Consider the following 13,862-nt stretch of genomic DNA (forward strand, 5'->3'; position numbering starts at 1 on the left):
TGGATTTGAGAACGTTCTGCAGGTGACCGTGCGGCAGAGCGTATCCGCGGAGTAGCCTTCGCGCTCGGGAGACGGACCGGCGGCCTGTTTTGACCACGAGCCGCGGGGTCGGTAGTCTGCTAGTTCGTTGTGTGTGGATCGGTCTGCCGTGCGGACCGGTGCACGGCGCGTCCGGCGTCTTCTCCCGTACATGTGGAGACGGAGGTTGTGCTGTGCCGTGCCTGCGCAACCTACCGAGTGTACACATCCCGACAGAAGGCAGCACTGCCGTGCGCACGTTCTCACCGAAGCCCAACGACGTCGAGCGTCAGTGGTACGTCATCGACGCCACCGACGTCGTGCTCGGCCGGCTGGCCAGTCAGGTAGCGACCCTGCTCCGTGGCAAGCACAAGCCGATCTTCGCCCCGCATGTCGACACCGGTGACTTCGTCATCGTCGTCAACGCCGACAAGGTCGCCCTGTCCGGCAACAAGCTTCAGCAGAAGAAGGCCTACCGCCACTCGGGCTACCCCGGCGGTCTCCGCGCCGTCACCTACGGCGAACTCATGGAGAAGCGTCCGGACCGGGCTGTCGAGAAGGCCGTCCGCGGCATGCTGCCCAAGAACTCGCTCGGCCGGAAGATGGCGAAGAAGCTCAAGGTCTACGCCGGCCCCGAGCACCCGCACCAGGCCCAGCAGCCGGTGCCGTACCAGATCACCCAGATCGCCCAGTAATCGCCGAGCCAGGAAAGTTAGAGGAGAACCGTGGCCGAGCCCACCGGTATCGAGACGCTCGTCGAGGGCGAGCAGGAAGACCTTTCCACGGAGGAGTTCCCCTCCGAGTACACCACTGAGTCCGCTCCCGCCGGCGACGGCACCGTCCGTCAGCCCATCACCACCGGCAACTCGTACGGCACCGGCCGCCGCAAGCAGGCCATCGCCCGGGTCCGGATCGTGCCGGGCACCGGAAAGTGGACGATCAACGGGCGTTCTCTCGACGCCTACTTCCCGAACAAGGTCCACCAGCAGATCGTCAACGAGCCGTTCGTCGTGCTCGGCGCCGAGGGTGCGTTCGACGTCATCGCCCGCATCGACGGCGGCGGGGTGACCGGCCAGGCCGGTGCGCTGCGCATGGGGCTGTCCCGCGCGCTCGCCCTGCTGGACGTCGAGGTCAACCGCCCGCCGCTGAAGAAGGCCGGCTTCCTCACCCGTGACGCCCGCGCCACGGAGCGGAAGAAGTACGGTCTCAAGAAGGCCCGTAAGGCTCCGCAGTACAGCAAGCGCTAGTAGTGGTGTCTCAGGAGCCAGCAGGCGACTCCTGCGGAAGTTCTTCGGGGTCCGGGAGCGACTCCTACAGGGGTCGCCTCTTCGGCACCGACGGGGTACGTGGGGTCGCGGGTCGCGATCTCACGGCCGAGCTGACCATGGATCTGTCCGTGGCGGCGGCTCACGTCCTCGGTGATGCCGGTGCGTTCCACGCCAGCGTCGGGCGGCGCGGCCGCCCGATGGCCGTCGTAGGCCGGGACCCGCGAGCCTCGGGGGAATTCCTCGAGGCCGCCGTGGTCGCCGGCCTCGCGTCGTCCGGTGTGGACGTGCTCCGGCTGGGCGTGCTGCCCACCCCGGCTGTCGCGTATCTCACCTCGGCGCTGGGAGCCGACCTCGGTGTCATGCTCTCCGCCTCGCACAATCCCGCGGTCGACAATGGGATCAAGTTCTTCACCCGGGGTGGCTACAAGCTGCCCGACGCGGTCGAGAACGAGATAGAACGGCGGCTCGGGGAGAAGTGGGACCGCCCGATCGGTTCGTCCGTCGGCCGGGTCCGGGACGCTTACGGCGAGGCCGATCGGTATGTCTCGCACCTGCTGACCACCCTGCCGCACCGCCTCGACGGGTTGCGCGTCATCGTCGACTGCGCCCATGGGGCCGCGCACATGGTCGCTCCCGAGGCGCTGCTGCGCGCGGGCGCCGAGGTCGAGACCATCGGGGCAGCCCCGGACGGCCTGAACATCAACGACGGGGCGGGCTCCACCCACCTGGACACCCTCAAGGAGGTCGTCGTCGAGCGCGGCGCCGATCTGGGGGTCGCCTACGACGGGGACGCGGACCGGTGCCTGGCGGTGACCGGTGCCGGCGAGGAGATCGACGGCGACCAGATCATGGCGATCCTGGCCCTGGCCATGCATGCCGACGGCCGCCTGGCCGGGGACACCGTCGTCGCCACCGTGATGTCCAATCTCGGCTTCAAGATGGCGCTGCGGAACGCCGGTCTGGTGACGGTGGAGACCGCGGTGGGCGACCGGTACGTCCTGGAGGCCATGCAGAAGGGCGGCTACAACCTGGGCGGGGAGCAGTCAGGCCACGTGATCATGCTGGATCACGCCACCACCGGTGACGGCCTGCTGACCTCGCTCCATCTGATCGCCGAGGTGGCGAGGTCGGGGCGTTCCCTGGCCGAGCTGGCCGCGGTGATGACCAAGATGCCGCAGGTGCTGGTCAACGTCCGCGACGTGACCAAGTCGAAGGCCGCCGCGCCAGAGCTGCGCGTCGCCGTGGAGAAGGCCGAGGCGGAGCTGGGCGACGCCGGCCGGGTGCTGCTCAGGCCGAGCGGGACCGAGCCCATCATCCGTGTCATGGTCGAGGCCGAGTCGTACGAGCGGGCCGCCTCCGTGGCGAACCGCCTCGCCGAGATCGTCCGTACGGTCTGCGGCTAGTCGAGTTTTCGGAGCATGCCCTGACCAACTGCCGAACCGCTCACGAACCTTCACTTCCCCTGAGCGGTTCGGCCTGGTCTAGGAGAAGACCTCGACCTGGCACCGCGCGCCATTGCCCTTGGCCCTTCGAGCATCGCTGGTGACGAGCGGACACGAGAGCGACTCCGCGAGGGCGAGGTAAAGGGCGTCATAAGCGCGGTGGTCGCCTCGAAGCCGCCGGCCTCTGGTGAGGCAAGCCGCCGGCGGCGCCCGAACCAGCGGCATGACCTCCAGAAGGTCCAGGCCGACCTCGGCGCGGTGACTTTCGAGTTCGCCCCGGCCTTACCAGGATCGCCCGGTGATGCGTTCGTACGCCTCGATGTAGCGGGCCCGGGTCACGTCGACGACCTCCTGCGGGACCTCCGGGGCCGGTGAGGTCTTGTCCCAGCCGGTGCCGGTCGCCCAGTCGCGGACGTACTGCTTGTCGAACGCGAACTGCGGGCGGCCCGGCTTCCAGTCGTCCAGCGGCCAGAACCGCGAGGAGTCCGGGGTGAGCACCTCGTCCCCGAGCACGAGCCTGCCGTCGGAGTCCCGGCCGAACTCCAGCTTGGTGTCCGCGATGATGACCCCGCGTTCGCGGGCGATCTCCGCGCCGCGCCGGTAGATCTCCAGCGTGATCCGGCGGAGCTCCGCGGCGACGTCGGAGCCTTCCTGGCTCATCACGTCGTCGAACGTGATGAACTCGTCGTGCGCTCCGAGCTGGGCCTTGGTGGTGGGAGTGAAGATCGGCTCGGGGAGCCGCGACCCCTCCAGGAGCCCGGCCGGCAGCGGCACGCCCGACACCGAGCCGTCGCGTTCGTACTCCTTCAGTCCCATGCCCGCGAGATAGCCGCGGGCGATGCACTCGACCGGGATCATGTCCAGCCTGCGGCATCGTACGGCTCGGCCGGCGAACTCCGCCGGCACGTCCGTGGCGGAGACGATGTGGTTCGGCACGATGTCGGCGAGCTGCTCGAACCACCACAGCGAGAGCCGCGTGAGCACCTTGCCCTTGTCCGGGATGGGCGTGGGCAGGATCACGTCATAGACGGACACCCGGTCCGACGCGACGAGGATGATGTCTCCGCGGTCCTCGTAGACGTCCCGGACCTTGCCCGAGTGGATCAGCTTCACTGTGGTTCCCGCTCTTCCGCACACATGTTGTCGTCAGATGGATCAACGACAGATTACGGCCATGCCCGCCCCACCTCATGTCCAGGTCAGACGGTGAGCAGTTTCCGTACGCGGTCGGCGCCGACGGCGAGCAGCAGGGTCGGCAGCCGGGGTCCGGTGTCGCGGCCCACGAGCAGCTTGTAGAGCAGGGCGAAGAACGCGCGCTGCGCGGTCTTCAGCTCGGGGGTGGGCTTGGCGTCGGGGGAGAGGCCCGCCTGGATCTTCGGCACGCCGTACACGAGCGTGGTCAGGCCGTCGAGCGACCAGTGCTCGTCGAGGCCGTCCAGCAGGATGCGCAGCGACTCGCGCTCGGTCTCGCTCAGCGAGTTCAGCAGTTCGACGTCCGGGTTCTCGCGGACCTGGGTGCGCTGCTCGGCCGGGACCTGCGTGGTGATCCACCGCTCGGCGCGGTCGAGCCGGGGCCGGACCTCGTCCAGGGAGGCCACCGGGTTGTCCGGGTCGAGGTCGCGCAGGATGCGCAGGGTCTGCTCTTCGTCGCCGGTGGTGATGTCCACGATCGAGGCCAGGGTGCGGTACGACAGCGGTCGCGGCGTGGTCGGGAGCAGGCCGGAGGCTGTGCCGATCGAGCGCTGGTAGGCTGCGGTGTCGGCCGGCTGTGCCGTACCCTCCGTGACCTTCCTGACGAGTGAGTCCCACTCGTCGTACATCCGCTGGACCTCCTGATCGAAAGCGATCTTGAAGGACTGGTTCGGCCGACGGCGGGCGTACATCCAGCGGAGCAGCGGCGGCTCCATGATCTGCAGCGCGTCGCCCGGGGTCGGCACGCCGCCTCTTGAGCTGCTCATCTTGGCCATGCCCGAGATGCCGACGAACGCGTACATCGGCCCGATGGGCTGGTCGGCCTTGAAGACGTCCCGAATGATCTGACCGCCGACGACGAACGACGATCCGGGGGAGCTGTGGTCGACCCCGGAGGGCTCGAACACGACGCCCTCGTAGGCCCAGCGCATCGGCCAGTCGACCTTCCACACCAGCTTGCCCCGGTCGTGCTCGGACAGCAGCACGGTCTCGTCATGCCCGCAGACGCAGGTGTAGGACAGCGCGGTGGTGTCGTCGTCGTAGGAGGTGACCGTGGTCAGGTCGCGGTCGCACACCGAGCAGTACGGCTTGTAGGGGAAGTAGCCGGTCGCCGCCGAGCCGTCGTCCTCACCGGCCGCGCCCGACCCCTCCATCGCGGCGGCCTCGTCGGCGTCCGTGATCACCTTGGTCGCCTTGGGCTTGGTCCGATACTGGGCCAGGATCGCGTCGATCCTGCCGCGCTCGCGCATCGCGAGGAGGATCTGCTCCCGATAGGCGCCGGAGGTGTACATCCGGGTCTGGCTGATGCCCCGGTATTCGACGCCCAGCTCGGCCAGCGCGGCGGCCATGGCGGCCTTGAAGTGTTCCGCCCAGTTCGGATAGGTGCTCCCGGGAGGAGCCGGCACCGAGGTCAGCGGCTTGCCGATGTGCTCGTTCCAGGCCTCGTCGATGCCCGCGGGGACCTTGCGGAACCGGTCGAAGTCATCCCAGGAGATGATGTGCTCGCAGTCGTGGCCCCGACGCCGGATCTCGTCCGCCACCAGGTGCGGGGTCATGACCTCGCGGAGATTGCCCAGGTGGATCGGCCCGGACGGGCTCAGTCCGGACGCGCAGACGATTGTTTTGCCCGGTGCGCGCCGCTCCGCTTCGGCGATGACCTCATCCGCGAAACGAGAGACCCAGTCGGCCTCGATGCTACGAGCCACTGTCGGCGTGTCCTTCCTCGACAACCAGGCGTATCCGCTGTGACGCCCCGGAATCAATCCCCTAGCGTAGTCGTCTTTCGCCCCGACGACTTCCAGCCGTGATCTTGCGAATTCTCGCAGGGATCACCGGTGACGTGCCAAAACGCATGGCGTGATCTTGCAGAAACTCGCTTCTTGCCGCGTTGATCTGGGGTTTCATCGTTCGTGATCTTGCAGTGCAAGATCACGAATGATGTCTTCCCTGGTCATTGGCCATGTGTGCGAGTTTCTGCAAGATCACGACAGGTGATTGCGCAGGTCCGTGGGCGAATCTGCGAGGAATCGCAAGATCACGGGGGGTGTTTGAGGTTTCTTGAGAGGGGATCAGTCGTCGCCGGTCAGGGAGAGGCCGCGCAGGCGGTGGCCTGCCCACAGCAGCGCGCCGACCGTCACGACGACCATCGCCGGTACGGCGAAGCCGAGCGTGACGTCGGTGGAGAAGAAGGGCGATGTCGAGAAGTGGTCGGCGACCGACTGGGCCCACTGCTGGATGGAGAACTTGCGCGCCCCCGGGACGTAGCCCCCGACGACGCCCTCCCAGACCAGGGCGTAGATCACCCCCACCGTCACGGCGTGCCGGGTCACCACCCCCAGCAGCAGGAACACCGCGGCGTAGGCCACGCCCCCGAAGACGGCTCCGAGGGTGAAACCGTACGCGACCCCCGACTCCTGACCGGTGAGCAGGTAGGCGGCGACGAAGGTCGGCAGCGCGGCGAACACGATGAGGAGCGACGCGGCGACGGCGAACTTCGTCACCGCGATCACCGGCCGGGAGATCGGCTTGGCCAGCAGGTGGATGATCGTGCCGTCCTCGATCTCCGGCGCGATCACACCGGTTCCCGCGATCAGCCCGAGCAGCGGCAGCATCGTGCCGATGGCGAACGTCCTCATCAGGATCACGGCGGTGTGCTCGTCCGGCCCGTCGATCACCCTGAGCAGCGCGGCCATGGCGATCAGCGCCAGCGGCAGCAGCACCAGCAGCCAGATCCGCTTGCGCCCGAGCATCGCGCGGTAGGTGATGCCGGCGACCACGGGGTTCATCGGGATCCTCCAGAGGTCGGGCCGGAGATCAGGTACGAGAAGACGCTCTCCAGGTCCTCGTCCGTGGGGGAGACCTGCCAGAGGTGGACGCCGATGTCGCGGGCGACCTTGGGCAGCAGCCCGGTGAAGCGGTGGAAGTCCACCGTCTGGATCTCGAGGCCCTGTCCTGTGAGCGCGACGGCGCCGGAGGAGGAGTCCGAGATCAGCGCGGCGGCCAGGCGGCGGTCGTCGCTCGACCTGACGCGGAACAGGTGCGGCCGGTCGGTCATCCGGCGCCGGATCTCGCGGTAGTCGCCCGACGCCGCGTGCCGTCCGGCGACCAGCACCTCGATCTGCTCGGCGACCCGCTCGACCTCTTCCAGGATGTGCGAGCTGAACAGGATCGTACGGCCCGACCGGCCCATGTCGCGCACCAGGTCCATGAGGTGCATCCGCTGCCGGGGGTCCATGCCGTTGAACGGCTCGTCGAGGAGCAGCACCATCGGGTCGTGCACCAGGGCGGCGGCCACCTTGACCCGCTGCCGCATGCCCTTGGAGTAGGTCTCGATCCTGCGGTCCTTGGCGGCGGTCATCTCCACCAGGTCGAGCGCGCGCAGGGCGGCCTCCGCCGGAGAGGGCAGCCGGTGCAGCCGGGCGGCCGAGAGCACGAACTGCCAGCCGGTCAGGAAGCCGTATACCGCCTCCTTCTCGGGGACCAGGCCGATCAGCCGGTAGATCTCGTGGTTGCGCCAGATCGGCCGCCCGTTCAGCGTGGCCGTACCGGTCGAGGGGGCGAGGAAGCCCGCCATCATGTGCAGCAGCGTGGACTTGCCCGCGCCGTTGGGGCCGAGCAGGCCGGTGACGCCGGGCCCGATCGTCATCGTGACGTCGTTGACCGCGACGACGTTGCCGTACCAGCGGGACACCTGGCCGAGCTGGATGACGCCCTGCCGGGTGGTCGTGGGGGGGATGGTCGTGGTCATGCGGAGGCGGCCTTCCGGTAGCGCAGGAGGATGCCGGCCGCCGCGAGGGCGAGCACGGCCACCAGGATCAGGAACGACCAGGGTCCGTGCGGGTAGACGTTCGAGGCGTCGACGTCGAACAGCGCGGACTGTACGGCTTCGACCAGGAAGAACGGGTTGATCAGCAACGCCCAGGCGGCGGTGGCGTCCCGCCCGGTGGCGGACAGGACGAGGTAGAACACGCCGGACACGGCCGAGGTGAACAGATAGAACGCGATCACGGACGCCACGCCCAGCCCCCGGCGCGGTGTGACGGACGCCAGCGCGATGCCGATCAGCGCGAGCAGCAGGGCCAGGATGACCGCGCCGCCCATCGCGGCGGCGTACTCCCCGGTGAGCGGCGGCCCCGGTGGGTCGACGAGCAGCTCGCCGGCGAACAGGAGCGTGAGCGGTACGGCCACCAGCAGGAAGATCGCCACCGTCAGCGCGGCCACCTTGGCGATCACGTAGTCGGCGACGCCGAGCGGGCGGGACAGGTAAAGCGGCAGCACGCGGAACCGCAGGTCGGGTGCGACCAGGTACGGCGACTGCGCGGCCATGAAGATCGCGACGACGGCCTGCATGACGACCGCGTACGTCGGATAGCGCATGCCCACCCCCGGCTGCTTCAGGTAGGCCATGGCGGCGATCGTCACCGCCGCGGGCAGCAGCATGATGACCACCAGCAGGAATGGGATGATCTTGGCGCGGGCCGGACGGCCGAGGCCGAACGCGCCGCGGAGGCTGTGTACGGCCAGCGCGTACACGGCGGCGGCACGCCCCTGCCGCGCGCCCTCGTAGCGGCGGTATCCGATGTCGTGGATGACCGCGGTCGGCTCGGAGCTCATGACGTCACCGGCTCCTTCGGCACGGGTTCCCTGAACACATCCTCGATGCGGCCGCGGCGCTGTTCCAGCCGGACGAGATGGAGGTCGAGATCGCAGACGGCGTCGCGCACCGCGTCGAACGTACGGGCCGGATCGGCGTCCGCCGGCACCTGCACGGTCAGCAGCCTGCCCTGTACGGCCACGGCCTCGCCCATCCGGCCGAGGCGCTCTGCCAGGGACTCCAGCCCGTCCTCCACCTCGACGGCCACCGCGTGCGTGGTCTGGGTGAACTCCCGGATGGCCGACGAACGCAGCAGCCGCCCGCCGTCGATCACGATGACGTGGTCGCAGACCCGCTCCAGCTCGCCCAGCAGGTGCGAGGTGACCAGCACGCTGATGCCGAACTCGGTGCCGATGCGCCGGATCAGCGCGAGCATGTCGTCGCGGCCCTGCGGGTCGAGGCCGTTGGTCGGCTCGTCGAGGAAGATCAGTCGAGGGTCGTGGACGAGCGCCTGGGCGAGCTTGACCCGCTGACGCATGCCCGTGGAGTAGCCGCCGATGGGCCGGTAGCGCTCCTCCTGGAGCCCCACGTGGCGTAGCGTGTCGGCCGCGCGTTCGCGGGCGGCCGTACGCGGCAGGCCGGACATCCTGGCCATGTGGACCACGAACTCGGTGGCCGAGATGTCGGGCGGCAGGCAGTCGTGCTCGGGCATGTAGCCCACCTCCCGCCGGATCCGGGCGCCCTGGGTGAGCGCGTCCATGCCGAGGACGGAGGCCCGTCCCGACGTCGGGGCGGCGAGGCCGAGCAGGATCTTGATCAGCGTCGATTTGCCCGCGCCGTTGGCGCCGACCAGGCCGGTCACCCCCGCGCCCGCCGACACCGTCAGCCCGTCGAGCGCCGTGACCCGGGGGAAGCGTTTGGTCAGGCCCTCGGTCGCGAAGCATGTGCTCGCTGTCATGATCCGCACCCTACCCAGCGGGTGGACCCGGCGCGCGGCGTCGCGAGGCGTGGCCTCGCACGGGTACGGCTCCGCTCGAGCGTGGCCTCGCACGGGTGCGGCTTCGCTCAGGTGCGGCGGAGCCGTACGTGACGGATGGAGTGGTCGGGCCCCTTCCTGAGGATCAGGCCGGCCCGGCCGCGGGTGGGCGCGATGTTCTCGACCAGGTTGCGTTCGTTGATGTCGCGCCACACGTTCTCGGCGAACGCGGTCGCCTCCTCGTGGGAGAGCGCCGCGATGTGGTTGAAGTACGACTTGGGGTCGGCGAAGGCCGTACGGCGCAGCTTGTGGAAGCGGTCGACGTACCAGTTCCTGACGTCCTCGACCCGGGCGTCCACATAGATCGAGAAGTCGAAGTAGTCGCACACGGCGAGCGAGGCGGGCGGCGCCGGCTGCAGGACGTTGAGGCCCTCCACGATGAGGATGTCGGGACGACGCACCGTCTGCACGGCGCCGGGCACGATGTCGTACTCCAGATGGCTGTAGACCGGTGCGTCCACCGCCGGGTTACCCGCCTTGACGGCGGCGACGAAGCGCACCAGCGCGCGCCTGTCGTAGCTCTCGGGGAAGCCCTTGCGATGCATGATCCCGCGCTCCTCCAGCACCTTGTTCGGGTAGAGGAAGCTGTCGGTGGTGATCAGGTCGACCCGCGGATGCTCGGGCCAGCGGGCCAGCAGCGTGTGCAGGAGGCGGGCCGTGGTCGACTTGCCGACCGCGACGCTCCCCGCGATGCCCAGCACGTACGGCAGCGGCGAGGCGGACTCGCCCAGGAACGCCCCGACGGCGGCGCTGCGCTGCCGGGAGCCGGTGAAGTGCAGGTTGAGCAGCCGGGTGAGCGGCAGGTAGATGTCGGTCACCTCGGCGAGGTCGATCGGATCGTCGACGCCGCGCAACTCGGCCAGCTCCACCTCGGTCAGCGTGAGCGGCGTGTTCTTCCGGCGGTCGCGCCACTGCTCCCGGCTGAGCTCGACGTATGCGTCCCCATCTGCCACGTCGGCCAAGCGTACCCACGGCCTCCAGGCCCGCCGCCGGGGGGTCGCGCGTGCCATATGCACAGCCTGTGGACGAAAATCGATGGATTGCTCCGGCGCCGGAAGGGGAATGTTCCTCCTCCTGACCGGCTCTCTCCGCGTCGGCCCTCCACGTCGCCGTTCCCCGGCCTTCCCGGCGTACGCTGGCCGCGTGATCGTGGGCATCGGGGTGGACGTGGTGGACGTGGCCCGCTTCGCCGCCGCGCTGGAGCGCACGCCCGCTCTGCGCTGCCGCCTGTTCACCGGGGCGGAGCGCGACCTCGCGGTGCCGTCCCTGGCCGCGCGGTTCGCCGCCAAGGAGGCGGTCGCGAAGGCGCTCGGCGCACCGCCCGGCTTGAGCCACCTCGACGCCGAGATCGTCACGGGCGAGCACGGCAGGCCGGCGCTGCGGATCACCGGCCGGGCGGCCGAGGTGGCCGGTGGCCTCGGCGTCACCAGATGGCACGTGTCCCTGTCCCACGACGGCGGCATGGCCGTCGCGTACGTGATCGCGGAGACCGGGTGACCGTCGTCCACAGGGTGATCGCGATCTCGTATGCGGGAGGCTACCGTCGGACGCATGCGGACCGCCTACACCTCAGACCAGATCCGTACGGCCGAGCAGGCGCTGCTGGCGAGACTGCCCGAGGGCACGCTGATGGAGCGTGCCGCCGCCGGGCTCGCCGTCGTGTGCGCCGGGCTGCTCACCGGGGCCTGCGGCCGGGTGTACGGCTCCCACGTCGTCCTCCTGGTCGGCAGCGGGGACAACGGCGGTGACGCGTTGTACGCCGGGGTCCGGCTGGCCCGCCGGGGCGCACGGGTGACGGCGGTGCTCGCGGGGGCGCGCGCGCACGAGAGCGGCCTGGCCGCGCTGCTGGCGGCCGGCGGCCGGGTGATCGACATGCGCGGTCTGAGCGGCGAGGAGGAGATCCTCGGATCGATCCGGGTCCGCGGATCGATCCGGGTCGCCGACCTCGTCGTGGACGGGCTCGTCGGCATCGGGGGCGGCGGGGCGCTGCGTGAGCCGTACGCCACGCTGGCCGAGATGACCGCGCGGGCACCCGGTTTGGTCGTCGCGGTGGACGTGCCGAGCGGGGTCGACGCGAGCACCGGGCGGGTGGACGGCGCGGCGGTGCGCGCCCACGTGACCGTGACCTTCGGCGCGTACAAGAACGGTCTGCTCGTCGACCCGGGGGCCGGGTTCGCCGGAGCCGTGGAGTTCGTGGACATCGGCCTCGGGCCCTACCTTCCGGATCCCGACGTCGCCGCGCCGACCGACGATGACGTGGCCGACCTGCTGCCCAGGCCGAGCGCCGAAAGCGACAAATACCGGCGCGGGGTCGTCGGCATCGCGGCGGGCAGCGCTCAGTACACGGGCGCGGCCGTGCTCGCGGTCGGCGGAGCCGTACGGGCCGGGGCCGGCCTGGTCCGCTTCGCGGGTGCGGCCGAGCCGGTGCGGCACGTCAGGGAGCGCTGGCCGGAGGCGGTCACCACGGTCATCGCCGATCCCCTCGCGGGAGACCCCATCGAGGCGGTCGGGCGGGTGCAGGCGTGGGTGCTCGGTCCGGGCCTGGGGACCGGTCCGGAGGCGCACGCGGTGGCCCGCGCCGTGCTGTCCACCCGGGTTCCGGTGCTCGTGGACGCCGACGGGCTGACGCTGATCGCCCGCGACCGGTCGCTGCTGCGCCGGGACGCCCCCACCCTGATCACTCCGCACGCCGGTGAGCTGTCCCGTCTGCTCGGCGTGCCGCGGGAGCGGATCGAGGCGCGGCGGCTGGAGCACGTCCGGCGCGCCGCCGCCGAGTTGGGCGTGACCGTGCTGCTCAAGGGGTCGACCACGCTGGTCGCCGAGGAGGACCGGCCCGTGCGGGTCAACACCACGGGCACGCCGTGGCTGGCCACCGGCGGCACCGGCGACGTGCTGGCGGGCATCGCCGGGGCGCTGCTGGCCGGCGGGCTCGGCTGTTACGATGCGGCCTCCTGCGCCGCGTATGTCCACGGCCTGGCGGCGGGCCTCGCGGTGCGTGGCGATCGGGCGGGGCGTGGCGAGGCCCCGATCGCCGCTCTCGACGTGGCTCAGGCGCTCCCGGAGGCGCTGCGCGCCCTTTGATCGGCCGCGAGCAGGTCCCGTTCAGTCCGGCCGACCTGCCAGACTGGGAAAGTGAACGCTTCGACGACGCGCCTGGTCACCCATGCCGAAGCACGGGTCGATCTGGGCGCGGTACGGCATAACCTCGGGGTCCTGGCCGAGCACGCCGGGACGGCGGAGATGATGGCGATCGTCAAGTCCGACGGTTACGGCCATGGCGCCGCCGCCGTCGCAGCGGCCTGTCTCGAGGCGGGCGTCTCCCGGCTCGGCACCGCTCTTCTCCCCGAGGCTCTGGCGCTGCGTGAGGCCGGTGTCGCCGCGCCGATCCTCGCGTGGCTCATCACTCCCGGAGAGCCGCTCGACGAGGCGGCGCTGCGGGACATCGAACTGTCGGCGGGGGCGCCCTGGGCGATCGACGAGATCTCCGCGGCCGCCCGCCGCACCGGTCGGCCGGTAGGCGTGCACCTCAAAGTGGACACCGGGATGTCCCGGGGCGGCGCGTCACCGTCCGACTGGCCGTCGCTGGTCAAGCAGGCGCTCGCCATACAGGCCGAGGGCGCCATTGAGATCGTCGGCATCTGGTCGCACTTCGCCTGCGCGGACATGCCCGATCACCCGTCCAACCACCGGCAGCTCGCGGTCTTCGACGAGGCGCTCACGGTCGCGGACGACATGGGCGTGTCCAGTGGCGTGATCCGGCACATCGCCAACTCGGCGGCGACCGTGACGTTTCCGCAGGCCAGGTACGACATGGTCCGTCCCGGCCTGGCGACGTACGGCCTCAGCCCGGTCCCCGATCAGGGCGATTTCGGACTCCGTCCGGCCATGACCCTCACCGCGCGGCTGGCGAACGTGAAGCGGGTGCCCGCAGGCACGGGCATTTCCTACGGTCATCTGTACGTCACGGAGCGTGAGGCAACGCTTGGTCTCGTTCCGCTCGGGTATGCGGACGGCATCATGCGATCTGGTACAAATCGGGTCGAAGTGCTGGCCGCTGGGAAGCGCCGGCGGATCGCCGGCCGGGTGTGCATGGACCAGTTCGTCATCGACCTGGGCGACGACGCGGCGGAGGCCGGCGACGAGGTGATCCTGTTCGGGCCCGGGGACGACGGCGAGCCGAGATGTCAGGACTGGGCGGATTCCCTGGGCACGATCACCTATGAGATCGTGACGAGGATCGGATCCCGCGTGCCCCGCGTCCACTTGGCCGGGGTTCACTCGGCCGGGCGCTGAGCCGCGGTTGCGAGGAGGGC

Annotated in this window: 12 protein-coding genes and 1 pseudogene; 6 read left to right on the top strand and 7 right to left on the bottom strand. The window is 70.1% G+C overall.

The features are described 5' to 3' along the window. Positions 1-269 precede the first annotated feature (269 nt). The 3 genes and pseudogenes from rplM to glmM form a co-directional block, all read left to right on the top strand. Positions 270-713 (top strand): 50S ribosomal protein L13, encoded by a 444-nt coding sequence (rplM, locus tag ACQP1K_RS04660; protein WP_433499623.1) that lies wholly within the window; start codon positions 270-272, stop codon positions 711-713. 30 nt (positions 714-743) lie between these two features. Continuing rightward, the gene (gene rpsI / locus ACQP1K_RS04665) at positions 744-1,265 is read left to right on the top strand and encodes a 30S ribosomal protein S9 (protein ID WP_433499624.1); all 522 of its coding nucleotides are present in this window, start codon (positions 744-746) and stop codon (positions 1,263-1,265) included. Between the two features lie 74 nt (positions 1,266-1,339). After that, positions 1,340-2,689, top strand: a pseudogene (glmM, locus tag ACQP1K_RS04670) (phosphoglucosamine mutase); the annotation flags it as partial. Between the two features lie 321 nt (positions 2,690-3,010). On the opposite strand, the gene ACQP1K_RS04675 reads toward glmM, so the two are convergent. The 7 genes from ACQP1K_RS04675 to coaA all read right to left on the bottom strand — a co-directional run bounded on the left by ACQP1K_RS04675 (position 3,011) and on the right by coaA (position 10,502). Further along, positions 3,011-3,841: a phosphoribosylaminoimidazolesuccinocarboxamide synthase gene (locus ACQP1K_RS04675; protein ID WP_433499625.1), complete on the bottom strand. Its 831-nt coding sequence runs from the start codon at positions 3,839-3,841 to the stop codon at positions 3,011-3,013. Positions 3,842-3,927: 86 nt separating this feature from the next. Then, positions 3,928-5,625: a lysine--tRNA ligase gene (gene lysS / locus ACQP1K_RS04680; RefSeq protein WP_433499626.1), complete on the bottom strand. Its 1,698-nt coding sequence runs from the start codon at positions 5,623-5,625 to the stop codon at positions 3,928-3,930. A gap of 363 nt (positions 5,626-5,988) precedes the next feature. Then, positions 5,989-6,705 carry an ABC transporter permease gene (locus tag ACQP1K_RS04685; protein WP_433499627.1) on the bottom strand — a complete coding sequence of 239 codons (717 nt, stop codon included), beginning with the start codon at positions 6,703-6,705 and terminating at the stop codon, positions 5,989-5,991. Continuing rightward, positions 6,702-7,667, bottom strand: a complete 966-nt coding sequence (locus ACQP1K_RS04690; protein WP_433499628.1) for an ABC transporter ATP-binding protein — start codon at positions 7,665-7,667, stop codon at positions 6,702-6,704. The genes ACQP1K_RS04685 and ACQP1K_RS04690 overlap by 4 nt, the downstream gene beginning before the upstream one ends. Then, positions 7,664-8,533: an ABC transporter permease gene (locus ACQP1K_RS04695; protein ID WP_433499629.1), complete on the bottom strand. Its 870-nt coding sequence runs from the start codon at positions 8,531-8,533 to the stop codon at positions 7,664-7,666. Before ACQP1K_RS04695 ends, ACQP1K_RS04690 begins: the two co-directional genes overlap by 4 nt. Next, positions 8,530-9,471, bottom strand: coding sequence for an ABC transporter ATP-binding protein (locus ACQP1K_RS04700; RefSeq protein WP_433499630.1), 942 nt, complete (start codon positions 9,469-9,471; stop codon positions 8,530-8,532). Before ACQP1K_RS04700 ends, ACQP1K_RS04695 begins: the two co-directional genes overlap by 4 nt. Positions 9,472-9,578: 107 nt before the next feature. Next, complete coding sequence (coaA, locus tag ACQP1K_RS04705; protein ID WP_433499631.1) at positions 9,579-10,502, bottom strand: type I pantothenate kinase; 924 nt, start codon at positions 10,500-10,502, stop codon at positions 9,579-9,581. A gap of 190 nt (positions 10,503-10,692) precedes the next feature. Here coaA and ACQP1K_RS04710 point away from each other — a divergent pair, with 190 nt between their 5' ends. The 3 genes from ACQP1K_RS04710 to alr are packed head-to-tail and all read left to right on the top strand — an operon-like array spanning position 10,693 to position 13,842. Further along, the gene (locus tag ACQP1K_RS04710; RefSeq protein WP_433499632.1) at positions 10,693-11,046 is read left to right on the top strand and encodes a holo-ACP synthase; all 354 of its coding nucleotides are present in this window, start codon (positions 10,693-10,695) and stop codon (positions 11,044-11,046) included. 54 nt (positions 11,047-11,100) lie between these two features. Continuing rightward, complete coding sequence (locus ACQP1K_RS04715) at positions 11,101-12,630, top strand: NAD(P)H-hydrate dehydratase (protein WP_433499633.1); 1,530 nt, start codon at positions 11,101-11,103, stop codon at positions 12,628-12,630. Between the two features lie 51 nt (positions 12,631-12,681). Beyond that, complete coding sequence (alr, locus tag ACQP1K_RS04720; protein WP_433499634.1) at positions 12,682-13,842, top strand: alanine racemase; 1,161 nt, start codon at positions 12,682-12,684, stop codon at positions 13,840-13,842. The last annotated feature ends 20 nt before the right edge of the window (positions 13,843-13,862 follow it).

The sequence above is a fragment of the Sphaerimonospora sp. CA-214678 genome (genome assembly GCF_050942215.1).
Taxonomy (GTDB): domain Bacteria; phylum Actinomycetota; class Actinomycetes; order Streptosporangiales; family Streptosporangiaceae; genus Sphaerimonospora.